Genomic DNA, 26436 nt, shown 5'->3' with positions numbered 1-26436 from the left:
CCCTCCGGCGGGCGTTTTCGTGTCAGTGGCCGGAGGTTTTCGAGAAGACGTTGATGAGCAGCACGCCTGTCAGGATGAGCGCCATGCCGGCGAGGGCGGGCAGGTCGAGCGGTTGCCGGTAGATCAGCCATCCCGCGAGGGCGATCAGCACGATGCCGACGCCGGACCAGATCGCATAGGCGATCCCGATCGGAATCGTGCGCATGGTCAGGGACAGGCAGTAGAAGGCGAGCCCATAGCCGACGACCACGATGACCGATGGCCAGACGCGCGTGAAGCCCTCCGATGCCTTGAGGGCCGATGTCGCGACGACCTCGCTGACGATGGCCGCAAAGAGATAGGCGTAGTTCATGGCATCCCCCGTTGACCCGGTCATGCCGCCTTACAATGGACCGCGGGCGATTCCCAAAAGCCGATGGCCGGGACGAGCCCGGCCATCGCATAAGGCATGGAATGCCGCGTGCGGGGCGGTCAGATCACGATCACGGTCGTTCCGACCTTCACGCGGTTGTAGAGATCGACCACGTCGTCGTTGAGCATGCGGATGCAGCCGGACGAGACGGCCTGGCCGATGGTGTGCGGCTCGTTGGTGCCGTGGATCCGGTAGAGAGACGAGCCCAGGTACAGGGCGCGGGCGCCGAGCGGGTTGTCCGGTCCGCCTTCCATGAAGCGCGGAAGATCGGGGCGGCGGCGCAGCATCTCGGCCGGCGGGCGCCAGGACGGCCATTCGCGCTTCATGGACACGGTCTTGCGCCCGCTCCACTCAAAGCCTTCACGGCCGACGCCGATTCCGTAGCGGAGGGCGCGGCCGCCTTCCTGCACCAAATAGAGGAACTTGTTGTTGGTATCGACGATGATCGTGCCCGGGCGCTCGGCGCCGCGATACGACACGAGCTGGCGCTGGAATTCCGGCGCGATCGCGTAGTCGATGCTGTTGTCGTAGCCCGTGCCGTTGCCGTAGTCCTGCGGCAGGGACCCGACGACGCTGCCGGTGGTGCGCACGTCGTAAGGATAGCTCGCGACCCGTTCGGCCTGATAGGCCCGTGCGGCCGGGCGCGCCGCGCGGGGATAGCTCTCGGCATACCCATCCTCCGTGTGGGCATAGGGATAGTCGTAGCCCGGGGAGACATAGGTGTTGCCGTAGAAATTGCCGCTCCGGTAGGCGGGCTGCGCGGAGGCAGCAGCCGGGAGGAGGGCGGCCAGAAGCAGTGCAGAGCAAGAGGTCCAAGCGCGCATCGAAGTATCCTGTCTAGCTGTTTTGCAGAATAAACCGGAAGCGCGGCTTTTGTTTCCGCCAAGCTGTCTGAATTTAAGCTGAGGCCGGAGGATCGCTTTCCTGTCGATGCTTTGAAAAGAGGGGTGAAGGCGCGCGGAAAGTGCTGTAAGAGCCGTGCTTCTCGAGGGCGCTCATTCCGGACGCCGTCTCCACATCGTCGTGACATCATGATATTCGGTCCCGCCCTGCGGGCGGCCGCGGGCATCGCGGTTCTGTCCATCATGGATGCGGTCATCAAGGGGATGTCCGCCCATTACCCGACCTTCCAGGTCGCCTTCCTGCGCTTCATGTGCGGCAGCCTCGTGGTCGCCGGGGTCGTGGCGGTTCTGAAGCCGGGCTGGCCCAACCGCGAGACCGTCGCGGCCAACGCGATCCGCTCCGTGATTGCGGTCGTCACGGCCTTGAGCTTCTTCTATGCCCTGGGACAGCTGCCGCTCGCCGAGACCCTCGTCCTGTCCTTCCTGTCGCCGATGTTCATCGCCCTGTTCGGCATGCTGATGCTGCGCGAGAGGGTCGACAGCCGGATCGTGGGAGCGATCGCCATCGGGTTCCTGGGGACCCTCGTGGTGGTCTTCGGCCAGACCGGGGAGACCGGGGCGGCCCGGTCCTGGACGGGCGTGGCGGCGGCCCTCGTCTCGGCCATCACCTATGCCCTGAGCCTGGTGCTGCTGCGCCAGCGCGCCCAAAGGGACAAGTTCCTGCACATCGTCATCTTCCAGAATATCGGGCCGTTCATCCTGGTGGCGCCGTTCGGTCTCTGGGCCTGGCAGCCCCTGAACACCGCGCATCTGCCCTGGTTCCTGCTCATGGGCGTGCTCGGCGTGATCGGCCACGTGCTGATGGCGACCGCCTATGCCAAGGCTGAGGCGGCCAGGCTCGCCCCGCTCGAATACACGGCCCTGATCTGGGCCGTGCTGATCGGCTACGGGGTTTTCAGCGAAATCCCCACCTGGGCGACCCTGGGCGGCGGCATCCTCATCGTGGCGGCCGCGATGCTGACCTCCCGGCGCTGAGGCAGCCGGCGTCCGGTCGGTCATGAAAGCATCACATCAGGCCTTTAGGAGGAGCCAAGGGTCATTTTCTGCCATGGTCCCTCGGGCAGGTCTCTTGACTCCCTCCGCCCATATGACTATCTCGCCGCCAGCGTTGGCACTCCTCCAAGGACAGTGCTAACAGCGAAGAGACCAAGGTGCGGCCAGAGGGGCCGTGCCCATCGTCAAAGGGGAAGTTCCATGAAGTTCCGTCCGCTGCACGACCGCGTCGTCGTCCGCCGCATCGAAGCCGAGGAAAAGACGGCCGGCGGCATCATCATCCCGGACACCGCCAAGGAAAAGCCGCAAGAGGGCGAAGTCATCGCCGTCGGCCCCGGCGCCCGTGACGAGAGCGGCAAGGTTGCTGCCCTCGACGTGAAGGCCGGCGACCGCGTCCTGTTCGGCAAGTGGTCCGGCACCGAAGTGCGCATCGACGGTCAGGACCTCCTGATCATGAAGGAATCCGACATCATGGGCATCGTCGGCTAATCGGCCGCCATCGCCCCGATCGCAAGAATTTTCCAATTTAACTGGAGGCAAAGCCCATGGCTGCCAAAGACGTTAAGTTCTCCTCCGACGCTCGCGACAAGATGCTCCGTGGCGTCGACATCCTCGCCGATGCGGTAAAGGTCACGCTGGGCCCCAAGGGCCGCAACGTGGTGATCGAGAAGTCCTTCGGGGCCCCGCGCATCACCAAGGACGGCGTCACCGTCGCCAAGGAGATCGAGCTCTCCGACAAGTTCGAGAACATGGGCGCCCAGATGGTGCGCGAAGTGGCCTCGAAGACCAACGACATCGCCGGTGACGGCACCACGACGGCGACGGTTCTGGCCCAGGCCATCGTGCGCGAAGGCGCCAAGGCAGTGGCCGCCGGCATGAACCCGATGGACCTCAAGCGCGGCATCGACCTCGCCACCGCCGAGGCCGTGAAGGACATCCAGTCCCGCGCCAAGAAGGTCGCCTCCTCCGAGGAAGTGGCCCAGGTCGGCACGATTTCCGCTAACGGCGACAAGGACATCGGCGAGATGATCGCCCATGCCATGCAGAAGGTCGGCAACGAGGGCGTGATCACGGTCGAGGAAGCCAAGACCGCCGAGACCGAGCTCGACGTCGTGGAAGGCATGCAGTTCGACCGCGGCTACCTCTCGCCGTACTTCATCACCAACGCCGAGAAGATGGTGGCCGAGCTCGAGGATCCCTACATCCTCATCCACGAGAAGAAGCTCTCGTCGCTCCAGCCCATGCTGCCGATCCTCGAGGCCGTCGTTCAGACCGGCAAGCCGCTCCTCATCATCGCCGAGGACGTGGAAGGCGAGGCGCTCGCCACTCTCGTGGTCAACAAGCTGCGTGGCGGCCTGAAGATCGCCGCCGTGAAGGCTCCGGGCTTCGGCGACCGCCGCAAGGCCATGCTCGAGGACATCGCCGTCCTGACCGCCGGCCAGACGATCTCCGAAGACCTCGGCATCAAGCTCGAGACCGTGCAGCTCCCGATGCTCGGCCGCGCCAAGCGCGTCCGCATCGAGAAGGAGAACACCACGATCATCGACGGCGCCGGCCAGAAGGCCGACATCGAGGCCCGCGTTTCGCAGATCAAGGCGCAGATCGAGGAGACCACCTCGGACTACGACCGTGAGAAGCTGCAGGAGCGTCTGGCCAAGCTCGCCGGCGGCGTCGCGGTGATCCGCGTCGGCGGCGCGACCGAGGTCGAGGTGAAGGAGAAGAAGGACCGCGTCGACGACGCCCTGAACGCCACCCGCGCTGCGGTGGAAGAAGGCATCGTCCCCGGCGGCGGCACGGCTCTGCTGCGCGCCAAGGCTGCGGTTGCCAAGCTCCAGAGCGACAATGCCGACGTGAATGCCGGCATCAAGATCGTTCTGCGCGCTCTCGAGGCTCCGATCCGTCAGATCGCCGAGAACGCCGGTGTCGAAGGCTCGATCGTCGTCGGCAAGATCGGCGACAACACGAAGTCCGACACCTTCGGCTTCAACGCCCAGACGGAAGAGTTCGTGGACATGCTCCAGGCCGGCATCGTCGATCCGGCGAAGGTGGTCCGCACGGCTCTGCAGGACGCGGCTTCGGTCGCCGGCCTGCTCGTCACGACCGAGGCCATGGTGGCCGAGGCCCCCAAGCGCGAATCCGCTCCGGCCATGCCGGGCGGAGGCATGGGTGGCATGGGCGGCATGGACTTCTAAGAAGTCCCCTTTCCACTGCTCTGACTTAACGGAAGGCCCCGGAGGAAACTCCGGGGCTTTTTGTTGCCTCTAGAGTAGCTGCAATGAGCCGATATCCACAGCTGTGGCCCAAATACTTAGCTTAGAAAGCGAGATATTGCTTTAAGTTATTAGATAACATATCAAATATTGTCTAATTCTATGGGGCTGGGGTATCTATGACCACATATGTGATCAACGCGTCGAACCCGCTCTCTCCGACTGACAAAGATGGTCAGCACGCCCTCGGACTTTCATCGGGTGATACGGTTATTCTCGAGGCTGGATCCGAGATCATTGCGAATGGCTACAATGCTTTCGCCGTGATCGGGGGATATGACGTTACCCTCCTGATCGACGGGAGGGTCAGTAGCCGCCTTGCCACGGGGGTGGCGGTGCATGGGACCGTCAGTGTCGGCAGCACAGGTAGTATCTACGGGTTCGACTCTGGCCTCCGATTGGTGAACGATTACCCTTCCGACCGTCCCAACTACCTCAACAACGAGGGTAGGATCTCCGGTGTTCTCACAGCAATTGAGGTTTGGAGCCCTAAGACCTTTATTACCAACAGCGGGACGATTATCGGCCAGGATTATGGCATCGTTGCCGCGGGGATGAACGATCCAGATCAGAGCCTAATGATCAACAACACGGGCCGGATCTCGACAGCGACGCCTGATTGTGAAGCCGTTAACGGTCTTTTCGGCGGATCGAATACGATCATCAATCGGGGCACCATTGAAGGCAGGATCGCTCTGGGGGTGAAGAGCGATCTTTATGACGGTCGGGGAGGCGTGGTCACGGGTCTTGTGTATATGGGCCATGGGAACGACACAGCCTTCGGGGGAGCGGGTGATGAGACGTTCATCACTGAAAACGGAGCGAACTTTCTGGATGCAGGCGGCGGGACCGACACACTGATCGTCGTTGCACCTTCGGCGATCGATCTCCGGGTGACGGAGCGGCAGCAAACCTCGGAAGACTCCTGGGATATCATCCGCAACGTCGAAAATCTGAGTGGCGGGGTATTCAGCGACAGGTTGATCGGAAACTCTGCGGCCAATACGCTCACCGGCAATGATGGAAACGATACCCTTGATGGCTATGACGGCAATGACCTTCTGAGCGGCGGAGCCGGCAACGATCTTCTCGTTGGAGGTGCAGGTTCAGACACCGCGGTATTCACGGGCAATTTCTCCGATTACACTATTTCCCTCGCGCAAAGCGGTACAATTACGGTCACGGATCACCGCGCTACGGGCGATGGAATCGACTATCTGGGCGGAGTAGAATTCGCGCTCTTCGGCGATAGGATCTTCACGCTGCCACCTCCGTCTGCGCCATCACCAGCGGTCACACCTACGCCCGCAACGGAGCCCTCCACTCCTACGCCGTCCACACCCATCGCCTCCCCGGCCAAGAACCTCTCCTTCCGCGGCGGCAAGAAGGCTGAAACCTTCATGGGCGAGAGCGGGCACGACTATCTCAACGGCGGTCTCGGCAACGATACCCTGACCGGCCGTGATGGTCAGGACACGTTCGCCTTCAGCAGCAAGCTGGGGCCGAAGAACGTGGACCGGATCACGGATTTCGAACACGCAGACGACTCGATCAGCCTGGCGAAGGCAATCTTCAGCAAGCTCCAGAAAGGCGTGTTGTCCAAAGCCGCGTTCTGGGTCGGAGCAGGGGCGCATGACAAGAGCGACCGCATCATCTTCAACGAGAAGACGGGCGCTTTGTCCTACGATGCGGACGGGTCGGGCACTCACCATGCGGCGATCAAGTTCGCCCAGCTGAAAGCTGGTACAGTGCTGAGCGCGAGCGACTTCTTCGTGGTGTGATCGTTCGATCCGCCGCATCGACGCAAAAAGGCCCCGGAGAGATCCGGGGCCTTGTTCGTCATGGACGACCAGCAGCAATCAGGCGGCGGTCTTCAGAAGCCCTTCGGCCTCCAGGGCCTGCTGGACGCTCGGGCGCGCCGCGATGCGGGCCTGGAAGGCCTGCAGGTGCGGGAACGGCGAAAGGTCGACATTGTGGAAGTTCGCCCAGTTCACGACCGTGAACAGATAGGCGTCGGCGATCGTGAAGGTCTCGCCCATCAGGTAGGGCCGCTTGGCCAGAGCCTCGTCGAGATAGGCGAACCGGGCAGCGAGGCGCTCCTTGGTGGCGGCCTTAACGGCGTCCGGGGTGGCCGGGTTCCACAGGGGGCCGAAGCCCTTGTGGATCTCGGTGCTGATGAAGCCGAGCCATTCGAGCAGCCGGTAGCGCTCCACGGTCCCGGGGGCCGGCACGAGCGTCGTGTCCGGCTGCTGGTCGGCCAGGTACTGGACGATGGCGCTGGCCTCGGTGAGCACGGAGCCGTCCTGCAGGCCGAGCGCCGGCACGTAGCCCTTCGGGTTGATGGTGGCGTAGTTCGCCCCGGACTCGGTGGTGCGGTTGGCCAGATCGACCTTCTCCAGGCTCACCGGAATGCCGGCCTCGCGGGCGACGATGTGAGGCGCGAGCGAGCAGGCGCCGGGATAATAGTAGAGCTTCATGGGTCTTCTCCAGGGTTGAAGGGGATCAGGCCGCGGCCTTGAGGGAGGCCGGCGCGGGGGCGAGACTCAGCGGGCGGGAGGGCTTGAGGGCATAGGCCCCGTCGCCGAGAAGGGCTTGTGCGACGGACAGGACGATCAGGTAAAGCGGGTATTCCCAGCCGCCGCCTGGAGCCGAGAAGACCCAGCCATTGCCGATATGCACCCAGGCCGCCCCGAACAGGACCGGCAGCAGGCCCAGCGCCACCCAGCGGCTCTGCACGCCCAGCACGAGCAGGACGCCGCCGATGAACTCGGCCAGGAAGGTGGCATAGGCGAGGGCGCCGGGCAGGCCAAGCGACTCGAAGTATTGCGCGGTTCCGGCGAGGGTGAAGGTCATCCACTTCAGGACGACGCTGTGAGCGATATACATGACACCGAGCGCGACGCGCAGGAGCAGGGCCGCATAGTCGGAAGGAGACGGGTGGGCGAGTGGCATTGCAATTCTCCATGCAAGTGCATAGAGTTTTGATGCAGGTGCATTGGTCTGTCAATTTATATGCATTTGCATTGAATCAAGGAAGGGTTTGCCGGGATGCAAGAGCCGTCCGCCGCGATCATCAAGGCCTGGGGGCGCCTGATCAGGGCCGAGCGCACCGTGGTGGGGCGCATCGAGGCGGAGCTGAAAAGCGCCGGATTTCCGTCGCTGCACTGGTATGACGTGCTGCTCGAGCTGAAGCGTGGGCCGGACGGGCGGCTCACGCCCCGCGAGATCGAGGCGGCGGTGCTGTTCGAGCAATACAACCTCTCCCGGCTTCTCGACCGCATGGAAGCCGAGGGGCTCGTGCGCCGCATTCCATTTCCGGGTGACAAACGCCGACAGCTGGTCGAGATCACGGAAGCGGGGCGGAGCCTGCAGGAGCGCATGTGGCCGGTCTATGGCGGCGCCATCAGCCGCTTCTTCGGGGAAAAGCTCGGAGAGAAGGAGGCCGGGCAGCTGTCGGGCCTGCTGCTCAAGCTGTTGCAAGCCGAGAATACCTGAAGCCCGAAGAACGAACTGGACCGAAGGACGTTCATGAGAGAAGACGGCTAAGTTCCGACGGCCGACGAGGGATCACCCGTGAAACCAACCATCTTCTCCTTCCCCACGCCGCGGCGCAGCCTTCTTGCCGTCTTTCTCGTCCTCGGCGCGGCGGTTCAGATCGCGGGCTGTCCTCCTGCCTGGGCGCAGTCGGCCTCGTCCGCCCGCTCCAGCTCGGCGTCCATCCGGACACCGGACTTCGACGAGAGCGTGCGCTGGTACCAGGACATGCTCGGGTTTCGGCTGATCGGGAGCCAGAGCCTGGTTCCCGGCCGTCAGGCCGTGCTGGAGCGGAGCGGCTTCCTGTTGGAGATCACCGAGGTCGATCACGTGCTGCAGCCAGATCGAGATCCCCACGCCACGGGCAATGTCGCCGTGACGCCTTTGCCAGTCATCAGCTTCCTCGTCCCCGACGTGGACGAGGAGGTCCAGCGCCTCCGCAAGGCCGGGGTCGAGATCCTGCAGAATCCCGAAGACGAGCTCGATGGTCGCTACCGTACGGCGCAGATCCGCGACAACGGCCGCCACCGGATCGAATTGCGGGAGCCCATCGACGAGAACGGCTTCAACGCGATGGGGCGCTGACGGAAATTTTCCCGCCCCGGGGAATAATCCCAAGCGTGGCGTGTCTTTGAAATCGTGGCCATCACCGGCCTCAGGAGGACACCCATGAAGCTGTTTCTGCGCCCGGCCATCCTGGCAGGAGCCCTCGTCGTCGCCACCGTCGCGCTTGCGCAATCCGCCGCCCCCGCGAAGGTGGCGGACACGAGCAAGGGCAAGGCTCTCGTCGATGCCAAGGGCATGACCCTCTACACCTTCGACCGCGACAGCGCCGGCAAGTCGGCCTGCAACGGGCAATGCGCCCAGAACTGGCCGCCGCTGATGGCGGGCGGGGGCGCCGCTGCCTCTGGCGACTGGAGCGTGGTCACCCGCGACGACGGCTCTAAGCAATGGGCCTACAAGGGCAAGCCGCTCTATCTCTGGGTCAAGGACACCAAGCCGGGCGAGGTCACGGGCGACGGCGTCAACAACGTCTGGCATGTCGCGGCGCCCTGATCCTTGCAGGAGCAGCCCGTTCATCGTTGAATGATGCGGCCAGCTGAGAGTCGCCCTTGGACGAGATCGCTTCCCTTCTCGAACCGCTGATCCCGGGCCTGCGCCGGTACGCCTGGGCCCTCCTGCGCGATGGCGAGGCGGCGGACGATCTCGTCCAGGATACCCTGGAGCGTGCGATCAGCCGCTGGAGCCAGCGGCGCGACGGCGATCTGAGAGCCTGGCTCTTCACGATCCAGCGCAATCTGTTCATCAACAGCCTTCGCCAGAGGAAGGTGCGCGGGATCCCCGTCGGGGAAGAGGCCCTGAACGACGTTCAGTCTCCCGACATGAACCCCGAGAGCCACGCCGGATTGCGCGATGTCCTGAAAGGACTCGAGGCCCTTCCGGAGGAGCAGCGCTCCATCCTGCTGCTGGTGGGCGTCGAGGATCTGTCCTACGAGCAGGCCGCGCAGGTGCTGGGCATCCCGCTCGGCACGGTCATGTCCCGCTTGAGCCGGGCTCGGACGCGACTGAGAGAGTTTATGGAACACGGGCGCGGTGCCGCCTTGAGGAGAGTGAAGTGACGGGCGAGCGACCCATCGGTGAAGACGATCTGCAGGCCTTCGTCGACGGCCGGCTCTCGGCTTCGCAGCGCGAGTCGATCAAGGCGTATCTCGCCGATCATCCGGCGGCTGCCACGCAGGTCGAGCGCGAGATCGAGCAGCGGGAGGCCCTGCGCGCCCGGCTCGCTTTCAAGGCGCAGGAGCCCATTCCCTCACGCCTTCGCGTCGCCAACCTCATGGCGGCCCGCCGTCGCACGCCGTTGATTCGTCCTGCGGCGTTCGCCGCCGCACTGGCATGGCTTGCCATCGGCGGAAGCCTTGGAGCCTGGGGCGGCGTCTGGTGGAGCACCCGGGCGCACAGGCAGGCGGACGCCATGAGCGTCGCCGACAACGCCATCGCGGCGCATCGCATCTATGTGAGCGAGCGCCTGCACCCCGTGGAAGTTCCCGCCGATCAGGAGGCGCATCTCGTGCAATGGCTGTCGCGGCGCGTGGGCAAGCCGCTGACCGCGCCGAACCTGAACGCCCAGGGTTATCGCCTCATCGGCGGGAGGCTGCTTCCCGACAGCGGTGAAGCGGCCGCGCTCTTCATGTACGAGAATGTGGGCGGCAGCCGCCTCACGCTCTATGCCCGATCGCGCGAGAACGAGACCGAGACATCCTTCCGCTTCGAGGAACAGGACGGAGTCTCGGCCTGTTCCTGGATCGACAAGGGATTGTCGTACGTGGTCACGGCCAAGGCGGATCGCGCCCAGCTCCTGCCGATCGCCGAGGCGATCTACAAGCAGCTCGAGGCTGCAGGCGACCCCGCGAAGAGCCGCCTGTAATCATCTCTCCAGCTTCAGCCGAACACCGCGGGATCGGGCCCGACGCGGCCGGAGGCGTCGTCGAGCGCTTCGATCGCACGCATGTCCTCGGCGGCGAGCTTGAAGTCGAACACGTCGATGTTCTCGCGCATGCGGGAGGGCGTCACGGATTTCGGAATGACCACGAGCCCGTTGTCGAGATGCCAGCGCAGGATGACCTGGGCGGGCGTCTTGCCATATTTGCGGCCGATCGCCGTGAGGGTCTCGTCGCTCAGGAGCGTGCCCTGTCCGAGCGGGCTCCAGGATTCCGTCGCAATGCCGCTCTTCGCGTGAAATGCGCGCAGTTCCGTCTGCTGGAATCGCGGATGCAGCTCGATCTGGTTGACCGCAGGGGTCACGCCGCTCTCGTCGATCAGTTTCTGCAGATGCGGCACCATGAAGTTCGATACGCCGATCGATTTCGCCCGTCCGTCCTGCTTCAGCTTGGTCAGCGCGCGCCACGTGTCGCGATAGGCCTCGCTGCCCGCGACGGGCCAGTGGATGAGGTAGAGATCGACGTGGTCGAGCCCAAGGCGCGCCAGGCTCTCGTCGAAGGCGCGCAGTGTCTCGTCGTACCCGTGACGGTCGTTCCAGACCTTGGTGGTGATGAAGAGCTCCTCACGGGCCACGGGAGCGGCCTTGATGGCCTGCCCGACGCCTTCCTCGTTGCCGTAGATGGCGGCCGTATCGATCGAGCGGTAGCCCGCCTTGATCGCCTCGCCGACGGCGCTCGCGGCTTCCTCGTTGGAGACCCGCCAGACGCCGTAGCCGAATTGCGGCATGGCGTTGCCATCGTTCAGGCGGACAGTGGGGATGGTCGTCATAGGCTGCTCCATTGACAATGCGGCAGGAAGGTTGGGTCGATATGGAATAAGCAAATAGTGACCGCCACCGGCGAGCGCCATGCCGGAACCGGCATGGGCACCCTGCGTTGCAAGCTTGACACGATCATCCCCGCACAGGAGCCCGCCTTGTCCATTCCAGAAGCGCGGAAGGGGACCCCCGATCCGACCCTCGACGAGATGGAGTTCCGCCGACGGTTCCTCGAACAGTTTCAGGATCCCGCCTTCGCGGCGCTGGAGGGGGAGCTGCAGCGGGTTGCCGACGCCGCCTGGGACGCCTACAGCCATCATCGCAAGAGCCCCAAGACCCGCAAGGCCGGGCCCGGCTTCGCCGATCCCGACTACGATCTCGCGGTCGACTGGATCGCCGCGAAGGATGCGATCGACCGGGCCCAGGAGCGGCATGAGAGCAGCTCCGGTCCCGCCCGCTTCCTTCTCGTCTCGGCGTCGTCACGCAGCGAGCACACCTGCCCCGGCGAGATGTCCAAGAGCTACCGCCTCGTGGAGATCGCGCATCAGGTCCTGGCCAGTGCCGGCAATACCGAGGTCGAGGTGCTCGAACTGAGCCGTCTCACGGCCGAATACGGCCGTCACATTCACCCCTGCAAGGCCTGTTTCTCGACGGCGGCCGCTTTGTGCCACTGGCCCTGTTCCTGCTATCCCAACTTCTCTCTCGGCCAGACGCACGACTGGATGAACGAGATCTATCCCAGATGGGTGGAGGCGCATGGGGTGATGATCATCACGCCCGTCAACTGGTATCAGGTCTCGTCGCCCTTGAAGCTGATGATGGACCGGCTCGTCTGTGCCGACGGCGGCAATCCGGACCCGACCTCGACGCAGGGCAAGAAGACGGACATCGCCAAGGGTCTCGAGCTGAAAGGCTGGGACTACCCCAAGCATCTGGCCGGCAGGCAGTTCTCCGTCATCGTCCACGGCGATGCCGAAGGGGCGGGGAGCGTCCGCCGCAGCCTGTCCGACTGGCTGCGCGCCATGGACCTGGAGCCCGCGGGCGCAGCTGCGGAGTTCGATCGCTATATCGGCTACTGGAAGCCCTACGCCACCAGCCATGAGGAGCTCGACCAGGATCAGGCCGTGCAGGACGAGGTGCGCAACGCCGCCTGGACCCTGCTCGAAGCCGTCAAGGCGAAGCGGGACGGAAAGCTCGTTGCCGCCGGAGAGAACCTGAAGGAGCCTCGGCAGAAGTAGCGCACGCGCGAAGGCCGGGCGATCGGGCCTGGTCCAGCTTACCGCGCTCGACGATCCGTGGCCTATCTCGGAGCCGACTTCACCTCGGCGTCCCACTTCTTGAGCAGGCGCGTCCGCTCCGCCACGGAGCCGTACTTGGCGGTGTCGTAGTTGATCAGCTTCATCTCCGAGAGCTTCGGCGCATCCGGCGAAACGGGAGCGTTCTTGTTGGACGCGATGGAATAGATCTTCAGGTCCGCGCCGACGAGCTTCTGGGCGTCGGCCGAGAGCGCCCAGTCGACGAAGGCCTGCGCCGTTTCCGTGTTCTTGCCGCCCTTCACGACGGAGATGGATCCGGTCTCGTAGCCGGTGCCCTCGCAGGGTGCCAGGGTTTTCACCGGTGCCCCATCGGCGATCATCGTCACCATGTCGTGCATGAAGGCAATGGCGATTCCGGTCTCTCCCAGCGCCACGGCCTTGACCGGAGCGGCGCCCGACTTGGTGTATTGATTGACGTTCTTGTGCAGGCCTTTCATGTAGTCGAAGGCCTTGTCCTCGCCCATGAGCTGAACGAGCGAAGCCAGGAACACGTAGGCGGTGCCGGACGAGTTCGGATCGGACACCTGCACCTCGTCGCGGTATTTCGGATCGAGAAGATCCGCCCAGCATTTCGGCTCGGGCAGGCCACGGCTTTCCAGCACTTTCGTGTTGTATCCGATGCCGAGGGCGCCGAGATAGGTCCCCGTCGCGCGGTATCCCGCCTGCTCGGCGAAGCGCTGAGCCCAGTCATGCAACTCCGGCAGCTTCGGCGACTTGTACGCAACCGTGAGGCCTTCCTCGGCCGCCTGGATGTGGGAATCGCCCGGGCCGCCCCACCAGACGTCGGCGCGCGGATTCGAGGCTTCGGCCCTGATCTGCGCCAGGGTTTCGCCGGTACTCTTGCGCACCATCGTGGCCTTCGCGCCCGTGGCCTTCTCGAAGGCCGCGACGCCGACGCGGCACTGCTCCTCGAGAATGGAGCAGTAGATCGTGATCGGCGCCTGAGCCTGAGCGGCCAGCGGAGCGGCGCAGAGTGTCGTCGTGAGAGCCAGGCCGAACAGTGACAGGCGCATGAATCCTCCTCCGGGAATGCCGGGCTGATCGCCCCGGCTCCTCTCGTGCGTCAAGAGACCCTGCGATGAGGAAGCTTAGCCGGCTTGTTGTCAAGGAGGCTTTGGTCGAGTGCCGTGCCTCCGCTCACGAGCGACAGGCGGAAGACCGAACAGAAAGGCCGGGCACGAGGCCCGGCCTTCGAATGCGTGGAGCTGCGCCGCTTACCAGCTCGTCAGGACCGAGCCCTTGAACTTCTCCTCGATGAACTGCTTCACCTCGGGCGTGTGGTAGCTCTCGACGAGAGCCTTCACCCACGGCTTGTTCTTGTCCTCGCTGCGCACGGCGATGAGGTTCACGTAGGGACCCTTCGGGTTCTCCCGGGCGATGGGATCCTTCACCGGATCGAGGCCGCCTGCGGTCGCATAGTTGGTGTTGATGACGGACGCGTCCACGTCTTCGAGGACGCGCGGTCCCTGGGCGGCTTCGATCTCGACGAACTTGATCTTCTTCGGGTTGTCGGTGATGTCGATCGGCGTCGGCTTGAAGCCGACATTGTCCTTCAGCTTGATCAGGCCCTTGTCCTGCAGCAGCAGAAGCGCGCGGCCACCGTTGGTCGGGTCGTTCGGGATCGAGATCGTCGCGCCGTTCGGCAGGGCGTCGAGGCTCTTGTGCTTCTTCGAGTAGATGCCGATCGGGAAGTTCACGGTCAGCGCGACGCTTTCGATCTTGAAGCCGCGATCGGCCACCTGGTTGTCGAGATAGGGCTGGTTCTGGAACGAGTTCGCCTCGATGTCGCCACCGGCGAGCGCGGTGTTCGGCACCACGTAATCGGAGAACTCGACGATCTTGAGATCGAGGCCCTTCTTGGCCGCGATGGGCTTCACGGCTTCGAGGATCTGCGCATGAGGGCCGGGCGTAGCGCCGATGCGGATCGTCTGGGTCTGCGCCAGAGCCGGCAGGGCAGCAATCGAGAGAAGGGCGGCGAGGCCCAGCTTCTTCAGGGACATCGGGTGACTCCTTGTGCGATGTTTTGGTTGATGATCAGGCGTGGCGGATGCGCTTGTTGAGGTGGCGTGCGAGGCGGTCGCCGATGCTCTGCACCGCCTGGACCAGCACGATGAGCACGACCACGACCGCGAGCATCATCTCCGGCATGAAGCGCTGATAGCCGTAGCGGATGCCGAGATCGCCCAGGCCGCCGCCGCCGACGGCGCCGACCATGGCCGAGAAGCCCAGCAGCGACACGACGGCCAGCGTCAGGCCGAGAACGATGCCGGGCAGCGCTTCGGGGATCAGCACCTTGCGCACGATCTGGATCGGGCTCGCGCCGAAGGCGCGCGCGGCCTCGATCAGGCCCTGGTCTACCTCGCGGATCGCGCCCTCGATGAGGCGTGCGATGAAGGGCGTCGCGGCGATCGTCAGCGGCACGATGGCGGCGTTCGTCCCGATGGAGGTGCCGGCGATCAGGCGCGTGAACGGGATGATGGCCACGACGAGAATAATGAAGGGGGTCGAGCGCGTGGCGTTGACGATGACGCCGAGCACCCGGTTGACCCAGGGGGCGGCGAACAATTCGCCTTTGCCCGATGTGGCGAGGAACACGCCGAGCGGCAGGCCGAAGAGCGTGGCGATCAGCGCCGAGACGGCGACCATGTAGAGGGTTTCGCCCGTGGAATTGGCGATGAGGCGGATCATCTCAGGCGACATGGCCGAGGACCTCCGTGTCGAGACCGTGCTTGTTCAGAAAGTCGAGGGTGGTGGCAAGCGATTGCTCGGGCACGCCGACCACGAGGGTGCCGAACGGGCGGCCTGCTATCTCGTCGACGGAGCCCGACAGGATGTTGGTCTCGATGTCGAGATCGCGGGCGAGCCGCGCGAGGACCGGATCCGTCGCATGGGGGCCGCGGAAGCCGATGCGCACCACGGCCTGACTGCCGGGCGTCGCCTCGGGCCGGAGCCTGCTCTGCACGTAGGGCGGCAGGGCGCGGCCGGACTCGTCGGCGAGAAACGAGCGGGTCACCTCGTGCTGCGGCCGGGTGAAGACCTCGAACACGTCGCCCTGCTCGACGATGCGCCCGCCTTCGATCACCGCGACCTCGCGGGCGATGTTGCGGATCACCGCCATCTCGTGGGTGATGAGCAGGATGGTCAGGCCGAGCTCGTCGTTGATGCGGCCGAGCAGATCGAGAATCGACCGGGTGGTCTCCGGGTCGAGCGCCGAAGTCGCCTCGTCCGACAGGAGAACCTTGGGCTTGGTGGCGAGCGCGCGGGCGATGCCGACGCGCTGCTTCTGGCCGCCGGAGAGTTCGGACGGATAGCGGTTGCGCTTGTCCGAGAGGCCGACGAGAGCCAGAAGCTCCTCGACGCGGGTCCGGATCTCGGCCTTGTCATAGCCGGCGACCTCCAGCGGCAGGGCGATGTTCTGAGCCGCCGTGCGCGAGGAGAGCAGGTTGAAGTGCTGGAAGATCATGCCGATCGAGCGACGCGCATGACGAAGCGCGGCTTCGGGCAGGGCTGCGATGTCGGCGCCGTCGACGATCACCTTGCCGGAGGAGGGCTTCTCGAGTCCGTTCACCAGGCGGATCAGGGTCGACTTGCCGGCGCCCGAACGGCCGATGACGCCGAGGATCGAGCCCTGGGGGACGGCGAGGTTGATCTCACGAAGGGCCGTGACGGGCTGGCCGTCCCGTCCGGGAAACGTCTTCGACACCTTCTCCAGGCGCACGATGGGCTCCGCCGGGATCAGGCGCTGGGCAGTCTGGCTGCCGAGATAGCCGAGAGGGGCGTTCATAAAGTCGCCTTTGCAGTGACGTCGGGGATGTCGAAATGACACATGAAACATCCCGTTCTCTAAGTCAATTGTTTCGTTCGTTAAACAGGACGATCCGTTTTTGCCGAACGCGATTGGCCATTTATGTGCCTGTTGCACTTCTCACAAGGCTGCTATCGCATGGAGAGAAGGGAAGTTCCTCCTTTCTTTCGCCACAAGCCCGATTGATCCGGCTTCTCGGATATCCACGGAGCCGGGAACGGGATCTCGGCAGGAGATGTGTATGATCAAGGCGAGCGTTGCGCTGGCAGTCGTAGGATTGGCCGTTCTGCTGGCTTCCCTGTCCGGGGCGGCTGGAGTTCCGTTCTATCTGCCCCTCTCGAGCCTCGTCCTGGCCGGGATCGTGTTCGCAGGGCGGAACATCCCGACCTTCCTGCGGATCTTCGTCGTGATGATTGCGGCGACCCATCTGGTGCTGGTGGCGCTGGTGGTCGGCGCCGCCACGGGCCTGATCACGGGCGATTATACCGGATACGTGCCGCCGCCCTCCGCGGCGCTGGGCGCGACGGCCTTCGGGGCGATCATCTACGGCCTGTCCTACGTTCCGGTCGTGCGCACCATCTGCCGCATCACCGACCTTTATCTCGACTCGCAGGCCGACAGCGTCATCCGCATTCCCTTCCTCGGCCTCGTGCGGGCCCGGGAGGGCACCATCGGCATCGCGATGATCGGGATCCTCATCGCCATCAACCTCGCCCAGGTCGCGCTGAACGTCCGCCTCAGCTTCTTCTCGCGCGACATGTTCAATGCGCTCGAAGCGAAGGATGCAGCAGCCTTCTGGTATCAGCTCTTCGTCATCTTCACGCCGCTGGCGGCTGTGTTCGTGGCCATGGCCCTGACCGAGGTGCTGCTGCAGAACGTGCTGTCCATCCGCTGGCGAGCCTTTCTCAACACCTACTATCTTCGCGAGTGGCTCGGCGACGGGACGCATTACCGGATGCAGATCATGGGCCGCGGCGCGGACAACCCGGACCAGCGCATCTCGGAGGACCTGCGCAAGTTCGTCGAGAGCACCTATTCCCTGTCCGTCGGCCTGATGAACCAGGCCGCGACCCTGGTGTCCTTCGTGGCGATCCTCTGGACGATCTCGGCCGGCTTCACCTTCCCGGGGACGAGCGTGGAAGTGCCGGGTCTGCTGGTCTGGGTCTGCGCCGCCTATGCGATCCTCGGCACCTGGGTGACCCATCTCATCGGACGGCCGCTGATCGCGCTCAACTTCGAACAGGAGCGCGTGGAGGCGAATTACCGCTTCTCGCTGGCACGCCTGCGCGAATACACGGAACAGGTCGCGCTCCTGTCCGGCGAGACCGCCGAGCGGGAAGGCCTCGGCCGGCGGTTCGGTCAGATCGTCGACAACTACATGCGGATCGTGTTCCGCCTCATCAAGCTCAACACCTTCACGTCGGCCTATTTCCAGGCCAACGTGGTGGTGCCCTACATCCTGACCGCGCCGTATTACTTCATCGGCAAGATCTCCCTCGGCCAGATGCAGCAGGTGGTCGGCGCGTTCTCGCGGGTGGAGTCGGCGCTGACCTACTTCATCACGATCTATACGACGCTCGCCGACTACAAGGCCGTGCTCGACCGTCTCACCACCTTCGAGGGCGCAATCGCATCGGCCCAGCGCGTCGGGGGCGAGAGCAAGCTGGCCGTCGCCGAAGCGCCCGGACGGGACCTGCGCCTGAACGACCTTGACGTGCGGCTGCCCGACGGCAGCGCTCTCATGCATACGGACGAGCTGGCCTTCCATCCGGGCGAGCGTACCCTGATGACCGGGCCGTCGGGCTCCGGCAAGTCCACCCTGTTCCGCGCCATCGCGGGCATCTGGCCCTTCGGCGAGGGGCAGGTGCTGGTCCCCGAAGGGCAGACCATGATGCTCCTGCCGCAGCGGCCGTACATTCCCATCGGGACCCTGCGTGAGGCTGTGACCTACCCCAGCCGGGCGGACGCCTATGACGACATCCAGATCGCCGAGGCTTTGCGCTCGGCCCGGCTGCCGCAGATCGCCGAGCGTCTCGACGACGACCGCAACTGGGCCCAGACCCTGTCGCTCGGCGAGCAGCAGCGCCTCGCCGTCGCCCGGGCGCTTCTCGCCAAGCCCGACTGGCTGTTCCTCGACGAGGCGACCGCCGCGCTCGACGAGCCCACGGAGGGCGAGATCTACCGGATCATCAAGGACAAGCTGCCGAACACGACGGTGGTGTCCATCGGCCATCGCTCCACGCTGGCCGCCTATCACGATCGCCGGATCGACATGAAGAAGTCGGATGGCGGCCTCTCGACTCCGGTCGATCTGCGCCAGGCCGAACCTGCGGAATAGACCCTCTCCGTCATCACCGGCGCTGTGCCGGTGATCCCGAACGGAGAAGCGCCGCGCTTCACAGGATCGGGATGGCCGGGACAGGCCCGGCCATGGCGCCGTCGGTGGCATTCCCGGCGAGCAAAACGAAAAAGGCCGGCGCGACGCCGGCCTTTTTCATTCTCGCCCGGCAACAGGTTAGAGCGAGCGCTCCAGGACCAGCTGGCCGCCGTTCTGGGTCTGGATGATCAGGTTGCGGCCCTGGATGTCCCACTTGCCGGAGGAGCGGAGCGCTACCAGGAAGGCCTGCTCGATCGCCATGGTGGTTTTGTCGCAGCTCTTCTTCGTCAGGGCGAAGGGCCCGACGGCCAGTCCCTGCTCGCGCAGGGGATAGGCCGCCGTCGCATAGGTGTTGCAGCCGCTGAAGCCTGTGGCCCGAAGCTGGTCGTCGAGCTTGAAGCTCGGACGCTCTCCAGTGAACGGCTTGCCGTTCAGGCTGACGGCCACCCAGGAGGAGTTCAGGGGGAAGATCTTGCCGCCGTCTCCCGGCTGCGGGACCTTGGGATCCACTTGGCGCGTCGGGCCGACCGGCCGGCCAAGGGTCGTCCCTGCCGACTGGGCATGAGCTCCCGAGACGGCGGCGAGAGCCACCACGAATGTCGCAAGTCGAAGTGCGTTCATCGGAACCTCTTCACGCAAAAAACGCCCGGACCATAGGAGGCCTTGAGCCCCGAGGCAACGCCCAAGGTGATGTTGTCCTATCCATACGTGAGGAAACACGCCTCAGCCAATTCGCCGCAGGAGGCGCTCGGTAAGAGCGTTGGTCGGACGGAACAGATAGTCGAACGCCCGAACCGAGATGTCCTGCGCGCCGATGCCCTGGAGGGCCGCCACGATCTCGAACACCGTCGCGGCCCGGCAATGCAGCACGACCTCGCGGCCGAGAGCGTTGCCATAGGGGAGGGACGCTCCGTGGTTCTTGGTCAGCGCCACGAGCGCTGCGCTTCGGGCCGGGTCGAGCGCCGCCCGCACCTCGCGGCTCGTCCTGGCCTCTTCCTCGGCGGCGATGCGCGTCAGCACGGCCGTGGCCGCGGCTCGGGCCCGGTCCGTCCAGGGGGCGCGGGTCGCGGCCACCAGATTGGCCTCCGAGCGCAGCATCACGCCGTCGTCCAGGATTTTGAGGGCATTGGCGGCCAGCGTCGCGCCGGTCGTGGTGATGTCGACGATCAGCTCCGCGGAGCCCGCGCCCGGCGCGCCCTCGGTGGCGCCGAGGCTCTCGACGATCCGGTAGTCCGCCACGCCCTTCTCGGCGAAGAAGCGGCGGGTGAGGTTCACGTATTTGGTCGCCACCCGCATCTTGTCGCCGTGGCGCGCGCGTAGATCGGCCGCCACCTCGTCGAGGTCGGCCATGGTGCGCACGTCGATCCAGGCCTGCGGGACGGCGACGACCACGTTGGCATGGCCGAAGCCGAGCGGGGTGAGCAATTCGACCGCCTCGTCCGCGTCGGCGATCTGCTCGCGGATCAGATCCTCGCCGGTGATGCCGAGATGGGCGGTGCCGCTGGCGAGCTGGCTCACGATCTCGGACGCCGACAGGAACGCGACCTCGACGTCCGGAACGCCCGCGAGCGTGCCGCGGTAGTCGCGCGCCCCGCGGGATTGGGTGAAGACGAGGCCGGCGCGGGCGAAGAACGCGGCGGCGTTCTCCTGCAGTCGTCCCTTGGAGGGAACGGCCAGGATGAGAGGCGAGTCGGTCATCAGGGTGTTCCCACGATACGGTCGAGCCAGAACGAGCAGCCCACCGCCGGGATCGGGGCTTCGGCTCCCAGATGTTCGAGCAGGCGGTCGTAGCGGCCACCGCCCACCACGGGCTTGCCGTCGCCGCGGCGCGGATCCTGCACTTCGAAGATGAACCCCGTGTAGTAATCGAGATTGCGCGCGAAGGTCGCGGAAAAGGAGAAGGCGCTCACGTCGAGCCCGCGCGCGGCCATGAAGCCGGTGCGCTCCTCGAAGGTCGCGAGCGCGCCGTTGAGATCGAGGCCTGCCTCTCTGGCGAGGCTCCTGACCGCATGAGCCGCGTGGTCCGGATCGCCCGCAACGGCGAGATAGCGCTCCAGGATCTGCCGCGCCTCCTCGGCCAGGCCGGTCCGGTTCGCGGCGCGGGCCAGGAAGCGCTCGGCGATCTCGCCCGCGCTGCGCCCGCCGACCCGGGCGATCCCGGCGATCGACAGGATGTCCTCCACGAAGGACTTGGCCGCTTGGGGAGCCTGCCCCTCGATGGCCGCGAGCAGCCCCGCATGCTCCTGGGCCCCCGGTCCGTCGGGCTCGCCGAGGCTCGCCAGCCCCTGTCCCGACACGATGGCGCGGATCACTCGGCGCTTGGCGGCCGGCGCGACCCCCAGGGCATCGATCAGCGCATGCAGAAGCCCCATGTCGCCCAGCTTGACCACGGGGGCGGGGCCGCCGAACTGCTTGAGCCCGTCCAGGGCCAGGGCGAGGATTTCCGCATCGACGGCCGAGACATCCGTCCGGCCGATGGATTCGAGCCCCGCCTGCAGGAACTCGCCGCTTTCACCCGACCGCATCCGGAAGACCGGGCCGCCATAGGAATAGCCGGAGGGCTGGGCGCCATGGTGGAAGAGGTGCTGAAGGCAGACCGGGATCGTGTATTCGGGCCGCAGACATAGTTCCGCCCCCGAGGCGTCCTGCGTCACGAACATGCGGCGCCGGATATCCTCGCCGGACAAGTCGATGAACACGTCCGCCGGCTGCAGCACCGGCGGCTCGATCCGCGCATAGCCTTCGCGCTCGAAGAGCGCGATCAGCGCGACAATGGCATCCGTCTCCGTCACTCGCTTCGCCCAATCCTTGTGTCGGCAAGCTCTCTAGCAATGCCGCGCCGGGAAGGCGATTGTTTTCGACGGGAAGGGTGAATGCTCAGGTGAAGATCCCAATGCGAAGTAGGCTTCTCTCCAACCAACAGGAATGGCCGGCACAGGGCCGGCCATGACGGGATGAGGTCCGCGGCGGCCCAGGGCTTACTGCTTCCCGGCGGTGTCGGTCTTCGCCTTGGTGGTCCGGCTCTTGCTGGTGCCGCTGGAGCGCTGGACGTATTTGACCTTCTTGGGCTCCTGCTCGTCCCCTTCGTCGCCGACGAGGCTGGCGGGCAGGAAGTGGCGGGCGGCCTCCGTGACCACGCCCGCGACGGCCCCTGCCGCCGTCTGGGTCAGGTCGACGCCCTGCGAGCCGGCATCGGCCACGGCGGCGCCGGCCTTCTTGGCCGTGCGGGTCTTGGTCAGGGCGGCGGCAGCGGCGCCGGCGGCGGCGATCAGAGCGTCGGCCAGAATCTCGCGGCCGAGATTCGTATTGATCAGATCCATGAGGCCGGACTTCTTGGCCGTCTTTGCCAGTTTCGCACCGGCGCTCTTGTCTGAACCCTTCTTCGCTTTCGCGGTGTTCTTCTTGTCCTTGTTCTTCGGCATCTTCATCTCCTGATGGTCAAGCTTGGGAGACAACCCCTATGAAACCACAGGGGTTCCCGAAAGGCCAAGCTTATCCGAAGTGGCGGTCGAGAACCTCGCGCACCGCCCTGACGAGATCCGCCTCGGGCACGGAGAACTGGGCCGGACGGGCCGCCTTCCACTCCTCGTTCGACGCGATGGCCTGGGCCGCCTTGGCGCCTTCGATGAGATCCTTGATCTCGACCTCGCCGCGCTCGCGCTCGTTGGAGCCCTGGATCACCACGCAGGGGCTCTGGCGCCGGTCGGCATATTTCATCTGCGCCTTCATGCCCGAGGAGCCGAGATAAAGCTCGGCCCGGATACCTGCCTGGCGCAGGGTCGAGACCATGCGCTGGTAGGCGGCGACCTGGTCCCGGTCCATGACGAGCACCACGACCGGTCCCGGCTTCTCGGCCCCGGACACGATGGGGCTCCCGACCATCTGCAGGGCCGAGAGGAGGCGGGAGACCCCGATGGAGAAGCCGGTCGCCGGCACCGGCTCGGAGCGGAAGCGGCCCACGAGGCCGTCATAGCGCCCGCCGCCGCCGACCGATCCGAAGCGCACGGGGCGCCCGTCCTCGTCCTGGACCTGGAAGGTCAGCTCGGCCTCGTAGACCGGGCCCGTATAGTATTCCAGGCCGCGTACCACCGAGGGGTCGATCGTCACCCGGTCCTCGTAGCCGGACGAGGCGACCAGGGCGGCGATCTCCGCCAGCTCGTTCGCGCCTTCCAAGCCGCGGTCCGAGGTGCCGACGACCCTGCGCAGGTTCTCGACCGTGGTCGCGTTGTCGGCACCCTTGGCGTCCGTGAACGCGAGCACGCGGGCGATGGCGTCTGGGTCGAGTCCCGCGCCTTTCGTGAAGTCGCCGCTCTCGTCCCGGCGGCCGGCGCCGAGGAGCTGACCCACGCCTTCCGGGCCGAGACGGTCGAGCTTGTCGATGGCGCGCAGCACCGTCAGGCGCTGGCCCGCCTTGTCCTCGCCGCCGAGGCCGATGGCCTCGAGCACGCCGTCGAGAACCTTGCGGTTGTTGATCTTGATGATGAAGTCGCCCCGGTTGAGCCCGAGCTTCTCCATCGTGTCGGCGGCCATCATGCAGATCTCGGCATCCGCCGCGACGGAAGCGGCGCCGACCGTGTCGGCGTCGAACTGCATGAACTGGCGGAAGCGCCCGGGGCCCGGCTTCTCGTTGCGGAACACCCAGCCGACCCGGTAGCTGCGATAGGGCTTGGGCAGCGCGTCGAAGTTCTCGGCCACGTAGCGGGCGAGCGGTGCCGTCAGGTCGTAGCGCAGGGACAGCCATTGCTCGTCGTCGTCCTGGAACGAGAACACGCCCTCGTTGGGTCGGTCCTGATCCGGCAGGAACTTGCCGAGGGCATCGGTGTACTCGACGAAGGGCGTCTCGACGCCCTCGAAGCCGTAGAGTTCGTAGGAATCGCGGATCGCCGCGAGCATGCGCTCGGTGGCGGAAAGATCGGCAGGGGTGCGATCGGCAAAGCCGCGCGGGGCGCGAGCCTTGATCTTGTCGGCCTTGGACATGGTTTCTTACAGCAGCCGTTGGGTTGGGGAAAACGTGCTGCGGTCACTACTCCCTGCAGCGAGCACGAGCAAGGGCTCTTGCCGGACGGACGGGTCCGGCGGTCATGGCGGCTGTGAGCCCGTGAACCGGCCGCCGCGAACGCCTCCTCCTCGTCATCACCGGGCTTGTCCCGGTGATCCCGCTTGTTTGAGGTGCGGCGCTCTTCCGGATCGGGATGGCCGGCACAGGGCGGGCCATGACGGTGCGGCGGCCGGACGGCTGTGGCGATGCTGATGTCAAAGAGCAGCACCTGCGGGCCCGCAGCTTGCGCTGCGAGCCTGCAGGATGATCGAGGGTGGCGCGAGTGGCGGCCCGGCTCGATGTCTGAGGTGATCAGCGAGAGCCACGCTGCTCGTCGCGCACGGTTCTTTTCAGGCGGACCAGCTGGACGGAGCCCAAGGTCGGCCTCCTGCGCGCCCAGGGGTGCGAAGCCTGTCGCAGGACCGTGCCGGCTCCCACACTTGCGACGCCTCGCGAGCGCGCCCCTCGAAGGAACCGATCTGCGCCATGATATAGCTTAGCTTGATGCATGTGTCAAGAACAAAGTGAGAACATCATCGCACCCACACCTGTCCACCACTCCCACGTCATCACCGGCCTTGGGCCGGTGATCTCGATCCGTAAGGCACGGCGCCTCACATGATCGGGATGGCCGGGACAAGCCCGGCCATGACCTGGAGGGTGTCAGGACGGGCTGAGGGTGACGGGCGAGGTGCAGGCCCGATGGTACTCGACCGACCCCCGATCCCACACCCATAGTCCTCATCCTGAGGAGGGCCGATGAGGGCCCGGCGGCAGAGAAGAAAAACCGCTCAAGGCCAGCACGGGGCCGGCCATGAGGAAGGCTGAAATCAGGCGACCGCCTTGATCACTTTGGTCAGCTTGTCGACGATCTCGCCGATCTGCTCCTCGGTGATGATGAGGGGCGGGGACAGGGCGATGGTGTCGCCGGTGATGCGCATCATCAGGCCGTATTCCTGGAAGCCGCGGTCCATGGCCTCGAAGGCGCGCTTGCCGACGGCATCGGGCCGGGACGCGAGGTCGATGGCCCCCACGAGCCCGATCGTGCGGATGTCGAGCACGTTCGGCAGCTCCTTCAGCGAATGGATCGCATCGGCCCAGACCGGCTCCAGGGCCTTGGCGCGCTCGAACAGCTTCTCGTCGCGGTAGATGTCCTGGGTGGCGAGGGCCGCCGCGCAGGCGAGCGGGTGGCCCGAATAGGTGTAGCCGTGGAACAGCTCGATCATATGGTCGGGGCCGTTCATGAAGGTCTTGTAGAGACCCTCGCGCACCAGCACGCCGCCCATGGGCACCGTGCCCGAATTCACCCCCTTGGCGAAGGTGATCATGTCCGGAATGACGCCGTAGCGCTCGGCCGCGAAGGCCGTGCCGAGGCGGCCGAAGCCCGAGATCACCTCGTCGAAGATGAGCAGGATGCCGTGCTTGTCGCAGATTTCGCGCAGGCGCTTGAGATAGCCCTTCGGCGGCGGCAGCACGCCCGTGGAGCCGGCCATCGGCTCGACGATTACGGCCGCGATGGTCGAGGCGTCGTGGAGCGCCACGATGCGCTCCAGCTCGTCGGCCAGATGCGCGCCCCATTCCGGCTCACCGCGGGAGAAGGCCTGCTCGGCCCGGTTGTAGGTGTGGGGCAGATGGTCGACGCCCGCCAGCAGGGTGCCGAAGAACTGGCGGTTCTTGACGATGCCGCCGACCGAGATGCCGCCGAAGCCGACGCCATGATAGCCGCGCTCGCGGCCGATGAGGCGCGTCTTGCTGCCCTGGCCCTTCGCGTTCCAGTAGGCCAGCGCCACCTTGAGCGCCGTGTCCACCGCCTCGGAGCCCGAGTTGCAGAAGAAGACGTGGTTGAGATCGCCCGGCGCGAGCTGGGCGAGGCGCGAGGCCAGGGTGAAGCCGCCCGCATGGCCGAACTGGAAGGCGGGCGAATAGTCGAGTTCCTGCGCCTGGGCCTGGATGGCCGCCGTGATCTCGTCGCGGTTGTGGCCGGCATTGCAGCACCAGAGGCCGGCGGCGCCGTCGATCACCTCCCGGCCGTCGGGGGTGTAGTAGTACATGCCCTTGGCGCGGGCGATCATCCGGGGGCGCTGCTTGAAGGAGCGGTTGGCCGTGAACGGAAGCCACCAGGCATCCAGGTCGTTGGGTGCGATGAGGTCGTTGGCGGCTCTGGATGTCTGTGCGGTCATCATGGTCCCCGAGAATGTCTGGCTGATCGGGAACCTAGCAGCCGTTTCCGGGCGCGGCAAAAAGAACTTTGGGCGGAGCCATGAGCCCGGCGCAGCTCTCGGCTCAGCCGGTCATGGCGCGGGCTTCATAGCCGGCGGCGTCGAGGGCTCGCGCCACCTCGACGCTCTGCGCCGTGGTGGTGACATGCACGCGCCCATGCTCGAGGTCCACGTCGACCCTGGCGCCGGGATCGAGGCGCTGGATGGCCCGGGTGACCGAATTGACGCATCCCTGGCAGGTCATTCCATCCACCTGCATCAGCAGGTCCTTGCGCGGTTCTTCCATCGGATCGGTCCTTTCGTCGGCTCTGACG

The 26436-nt window shown here is 65.6% G+C and carries 27 protein-coding genes; 11 read left to right on the top strand and 16 right to left on the bottom strand.

Annotation, left to right across the window (positions count from 1 at the left end):
• Window positions 1–22: 22 nt before the first annotated feature.
• Both HPT29_RS20160 and HPT29_RS20155 read right to left on the bottom strand, forming a co-directional pair.
• The gene (locus HPT29_RS20160; RefSeq protein WP_173946476.1) at window positions 23–352 is read right to left on the bottom strand and encodes a DMT family transporter; all 330 of its coding nucleotides are present in this window, start codon (window positions 350–352) and stop codon (window positions 23–25) included.
• Between the two features lie 119 nt (window positions 353–471).
• Complete coding sequence (locus HPT29_RS20155; protein WP_173946444.1) at window positions 472–1236, bottom strand: L,D-transpeptidase; 765 nt, start codon at window positions 1234–1236, stop codon at window positions 472–474.
• A 207-nt stretch (window positions 1237–1443) separates the two neighbouring features.
• Here HPT29_RS20155 and HPT29_RS20150 point away from each other — a divergent pair, with 207 nt between their 5' ends.
• From HPT29_RS20150 to HPT29_RS20135, 4 genes are all read left to right on the top strand, one after another.
• Window positions 1444–2289 carry a DMT family transporter gene (locus HPT29_RS20150; protein WP_173946443.1) on the top strand — a complete coding sequence of 282 codons (846 nt, stop codon included), beginning with the start codon at window positions 1444–1446 and terminating at the stop codon, window positions 2287–2289.
• 219 nt (window positions 2290–2508) lie between these two features.
• Window positions 2509–2796, top strand: a complete 288-nt coding sequence (gene groES / locus HPT29_RS20145) for a co-chaperone GroES (RefSeq protein WP_173946442.1) — start codon at window positions 2509–2511, stop codon at window positions 2794–2796.
• Window positions 2797–2852: 56 nt separating this feature from the next.
• Complete coding sequence (groL, locus tag HPT29_RS20140) at window positions 2853–4499, top strand: chaperonin GroEL (RefSeq protein ID WP_259060208.1); 1647 nt, start codon at window positions 2853–2855, stop codon at window positions 4497–4499.
• Window positions 4500–4696: 197 nt separating this feature from the next.
• On the top strand, window positions 4697–6358 hold the full coding sequence (locus HPT29_RS20135) for a calcium-binding protein (RefSeq protein ID WP_173945425.1): 1662 nt from the start codon (window positions 4697–4699) through the stop codon (window positions 6356–6358).
• A gap of 78 nt (window positions 6359–6436) precedes the next feature.
• Here HPT29_RS20135 and gstA read toward each other — a convergent pair whose 3' ends face one another.
• Both gstA and HPT29_RS20125 read right to left on the bottom strand, forming a co-directional pair.
• On the bottom strand, window positions 6437–7054 hold the full coding sequence (gene gstA, locus HPT29_RS20130; protein ID WP_173945424.1) for a glutathione transferase GstA: 618 nt from the start codon (window positions 7052–7054) through the stop codon (window positions 6437–6439).
• A gap of 25 nt (window positions 7055–7079) precedes the next feature.
• Window positions 7080–7529 carry a DoxX family protein gene (locus HPT29_RS20125; RefSeq protein ID WP_173945423.1) on the bottom strand — a complete coding sequence of 150 codons (450 nt, stop codon included), beginning with the start codon at window positions 7527–7529 and terminating at the stop codon, window positions 7080–7082.
• A gap of 96 nt (window positions 7530–7625) precedes the next feature.
• On the opposite strand from HPT29_RS20125, the gene HPT29_RS20120 reads away from it, so the two are divergent.
• The 5 genes from HPT29_RS20120 to HPT29_RS20100 all read left to right on the top strand — a co-directional run bounded on the left by HPT29_RS20120 (window position 7626) and on the right by HPT29_RS20100 (window position 10536).
• Window positions 7626–8072, top strand: a complete 447-nt coding sequence (locus HPT29_RS20120) for a MarR family winged helix-turn-helix transcriptional regulator (protein WP_173945422.1) — start codon at window positions 7626–7628, stop codon at window positions 8070–8072.
• Between the two features lie 78 nt (window positions 8073–8150).
• A complete protein-coding gene (locus HPT29_RS20115) occupies window positions 8151–8696 on the top strand; it encodes a VOC family protein (protein ID WP_173945421.1) in 546 nt (181 codons plus the stop codon).
• 84 nt (window positions 8697–8780) lie between these two features.
• Entirely contained in the window at window positions 8781–9167 is a 387-nt protein-coding gene (locus HPT29_RS20110; protein WP_173945420.1) for a COG4315 family predicted lipoprotein, read from the top strand.
• Window positions 9168–9223: 56 nt separating this feature from the next.
• Window positions 9224–9730, top strand: coding sequence for a sigma-70 family RNA polymerase sigma factor (locus HPT29_RS20105; protein WP_173945419.1), 507 nt, complete (start codon window positions 9224–9226; stop codon window positions 9728–9730).
• Window positions 9727–10536: an anti-sigma factor family protein gene (locus tag HPT29_RS20100; protein WP_173945418.1), complete on the top strand. Its 810-nt coding sequence runs from the start codon at window positions 9727–9729 to the stop codon at window positions 10534–10536. Before HPT29_RS20105 ends, HPT29_RS20100 begins: the two co-directional genes overlap by 4 nt.
• 14 nt (window positions 10537–10550) lie before the next feature.
• On the opposite strand, the gene HPT29_RS20095 is transcribed toward HPT29_RS20100, so the two are convergent.
• Window positions 10551–11378, bottom strand: a complete 828-nt coding sequence (locus HPT29_RS20095) for an aldo/keto reductase (protein ID WP_173945417.1) — start codon at window positions 11376–11378, stop codon at window positions 10551–10553.
• Window positions 11379–11576: 198 nt separating this feature from the next.
• Here HPT29_RS20095 and HPT29_RS20090 point away from each other — a divergent pair, with 198 nt between their 5' ends.
• Window positions 11577–12605: a flavodoxin family protein gene (locus HPT29_RS20090; RefSeq protein WP_247654246.1), complete on the top strand. Its 1029-nt coding sequence runs from the start codon at window positions 11577–11579 to the stop codon at window positions 12603–12605.
• Window positions 12606–12667: 62 nt separating this feature from the next.
• On the opposite strand, the gene HPT29_RS20085 is transcribed toward HPT29_RS20090, so the two are convergent.
• From HPT29_RS20085 to HPT29_RS20070, 4 genes are all read right to left on the bottom strand, one after another.
• Window positions 12668–13696 carry an ABC transporter substrate-binding protein gene (locus tag HPT29_RS20085; RefSeq protein ID WP_173945416.1) on the bottom strand — a complete coding sequence of 343 codons (1029 nt, stop codon included), beginning with the start codon at window positions 13694–13696 and terminating at the stop codon, window positions 12668–12670.
• Window positions 13697–13897: 201 nt separating this feature from the next.
• On the bottom strand, window positions 13898–14683 hold the full coding sequence (locus HPT29_RS20080) for a MetQ/NlpA family ABC transporter substrate-binding protein (protein ID WP_173945415.1): 786 nt from the start codon (window positions 14681–14683) through the stop codon (window positions 13898–13900).
• Window positions 14684–14717: 34 nt separating this feature from the next.
• Window positions 14718–15383: a methionine ABC transporter permease gene (locus tag HPT29_RS20075; protein WP_173945414.1), complete on the bottom strand. Its 666-nt coding sequence runs from the start codon at window positions 15381–15383 to the stop codon at window positions 14718–14720.
• Entirely contained in the window at window positions 15373–16467 is a 1095-nt protein-coding gene (locus HPT29_RS20070; RefSeq protein WP_247654245.1) for a methionine ABC transporter ATP-binding protein, read from the bottom strand. The genes HPT29_RS20075 and HPT29_RS20070 overlap by 11 nt, the downstream gene beginning before the upstream one ends.
• A 262-nt stretch (window positions 16468–16729) precedes the next feature.
• On the opposite strand from HPT29_RS20070, the gene HPT29_RS20065 reads away from it, so the two are divergent.
• Window positions 16730–18826 carry an ABC transporter ATP-binding protein/permease gene (locus tag HPT29_RS20065; RefSeq protein WP_173945413.1) on the top strand — a complete coding sequence of 699 codons (2097 nt, stop codon included), beginning with the start codon at window positions 16730–16732 and terminating at the stop codon, window positions 18824–18826.
• Window positions 18827–19003: 177 nt separating this feature from the next.
• Here the strand turns inward: HPT29_RS20065 and HPT29_RS20060 are convergent, their stop codons facing one another.
• The 7 genes from HPT29_RS20060 to HPT29_RS20030 form a co-directional block, all read right to left on the bottom strand.
• The gene (locus tag HPT29_RS20060) at window positions 19004–19486 is read right to left on the bottom strand and encodes an META domain-containing protein (protein WP_173945412.1); all 483 of its coding nucleotides are present in this window, start codon (window positions 19484–19486) and stop codon (window positions 19004–19006) included.
• Between the two features lie 102 nt (window positions 19487–19588).
• Window positions 19589–20563: an ATP phosphoribosyltransferase gene (gene hisG / locus HPT29_RS20055; RefSeq protein WP_173945411.1), complete on the bottom strand. Its 975-nt coding sequence runs from the start codon at window positions 20561–20563 to the stop codon at window positions 19589–19591.
• On the bottom strand, window positions 20563–21657 hold the full coding sequence (locus HPT29_RS20050) for an ATP phosphoribosyltransferase regulatory subunit (RefSeq protein ID WP_173945410.1): 1095 nt from the start codon (window positions 21655–21657) through the stop codon (window positions 20563–20565). The genes hisG and HPT29_RS20050 overlap by 1 nt, the downstream gene beginning before the upstream one ends.
• Before the next feature lie 186 nt (window positions 21658–21843).
• The gene (locus tag HPT29_RS20045) at window positions 21844–22287 is read right to left on the bottom strand and encodes a hypothetical protein (RefSeq protein ID WP_173945409.1); all 444 of its coding nucleotides are present in this window, start codon (window positions 22285–22287) and stop codon (window positions 21844–21846) included.
• A 70-nt stretch (window positions 22288–22357) separates the two neighbouring features.
• Window positions 22358–23842 (bottom strand): histidine--tRNA ligase, encoded by a 1485-nt coding sequence (gene hisS, locus HPT29_RS20040; protein ID WP_173945408.1) that lies wholly within the window; start codon window positions 23840–23842, stop codon window positions 22358–22360.
• Between the two features lie 891 nt (window positions 23843–24733).
• A complete protein-coding gene (gene aptA / locus HPT29_RS20035) occupies window positions 24734–26083 on the bottom strand; it encodes an omega-aminotransferase AptA (protein ID WP_210272236.1) in 1350 nt (449 codons plus the stop codon).
• A 103-nt stretch (window positions 26084–26186) separates the two neighbouring features.
• Window positions 26187–26408 (bottom strand): heavy-metal-associated domain-containing protein, encoded by a 222-nt coding sequence (locus tag HPT29_RS20030; protein ID WP_173948807.1) that lies wholly within the window; start codon window positions 26406–26408, stop codon window positions 26187–26189.
• Between the last annotated feature and the right edge of the window lie 28 nt (window positions 26409–26436).

Source organism: Microvirga terrae, from assembly GCF_013307435.2.
Taxonomy (GTDB): Bacteria; Pseudomonadota; Alphaproteobacteria; order Rhizobiales; family Beijerinckiaceae; genus Microvirga; species Microvirga terrae.
Note: the sequence above shows the minus strand (reverse complement) of the source record. Positions and strands in the feature narration are given on the sequence as shown.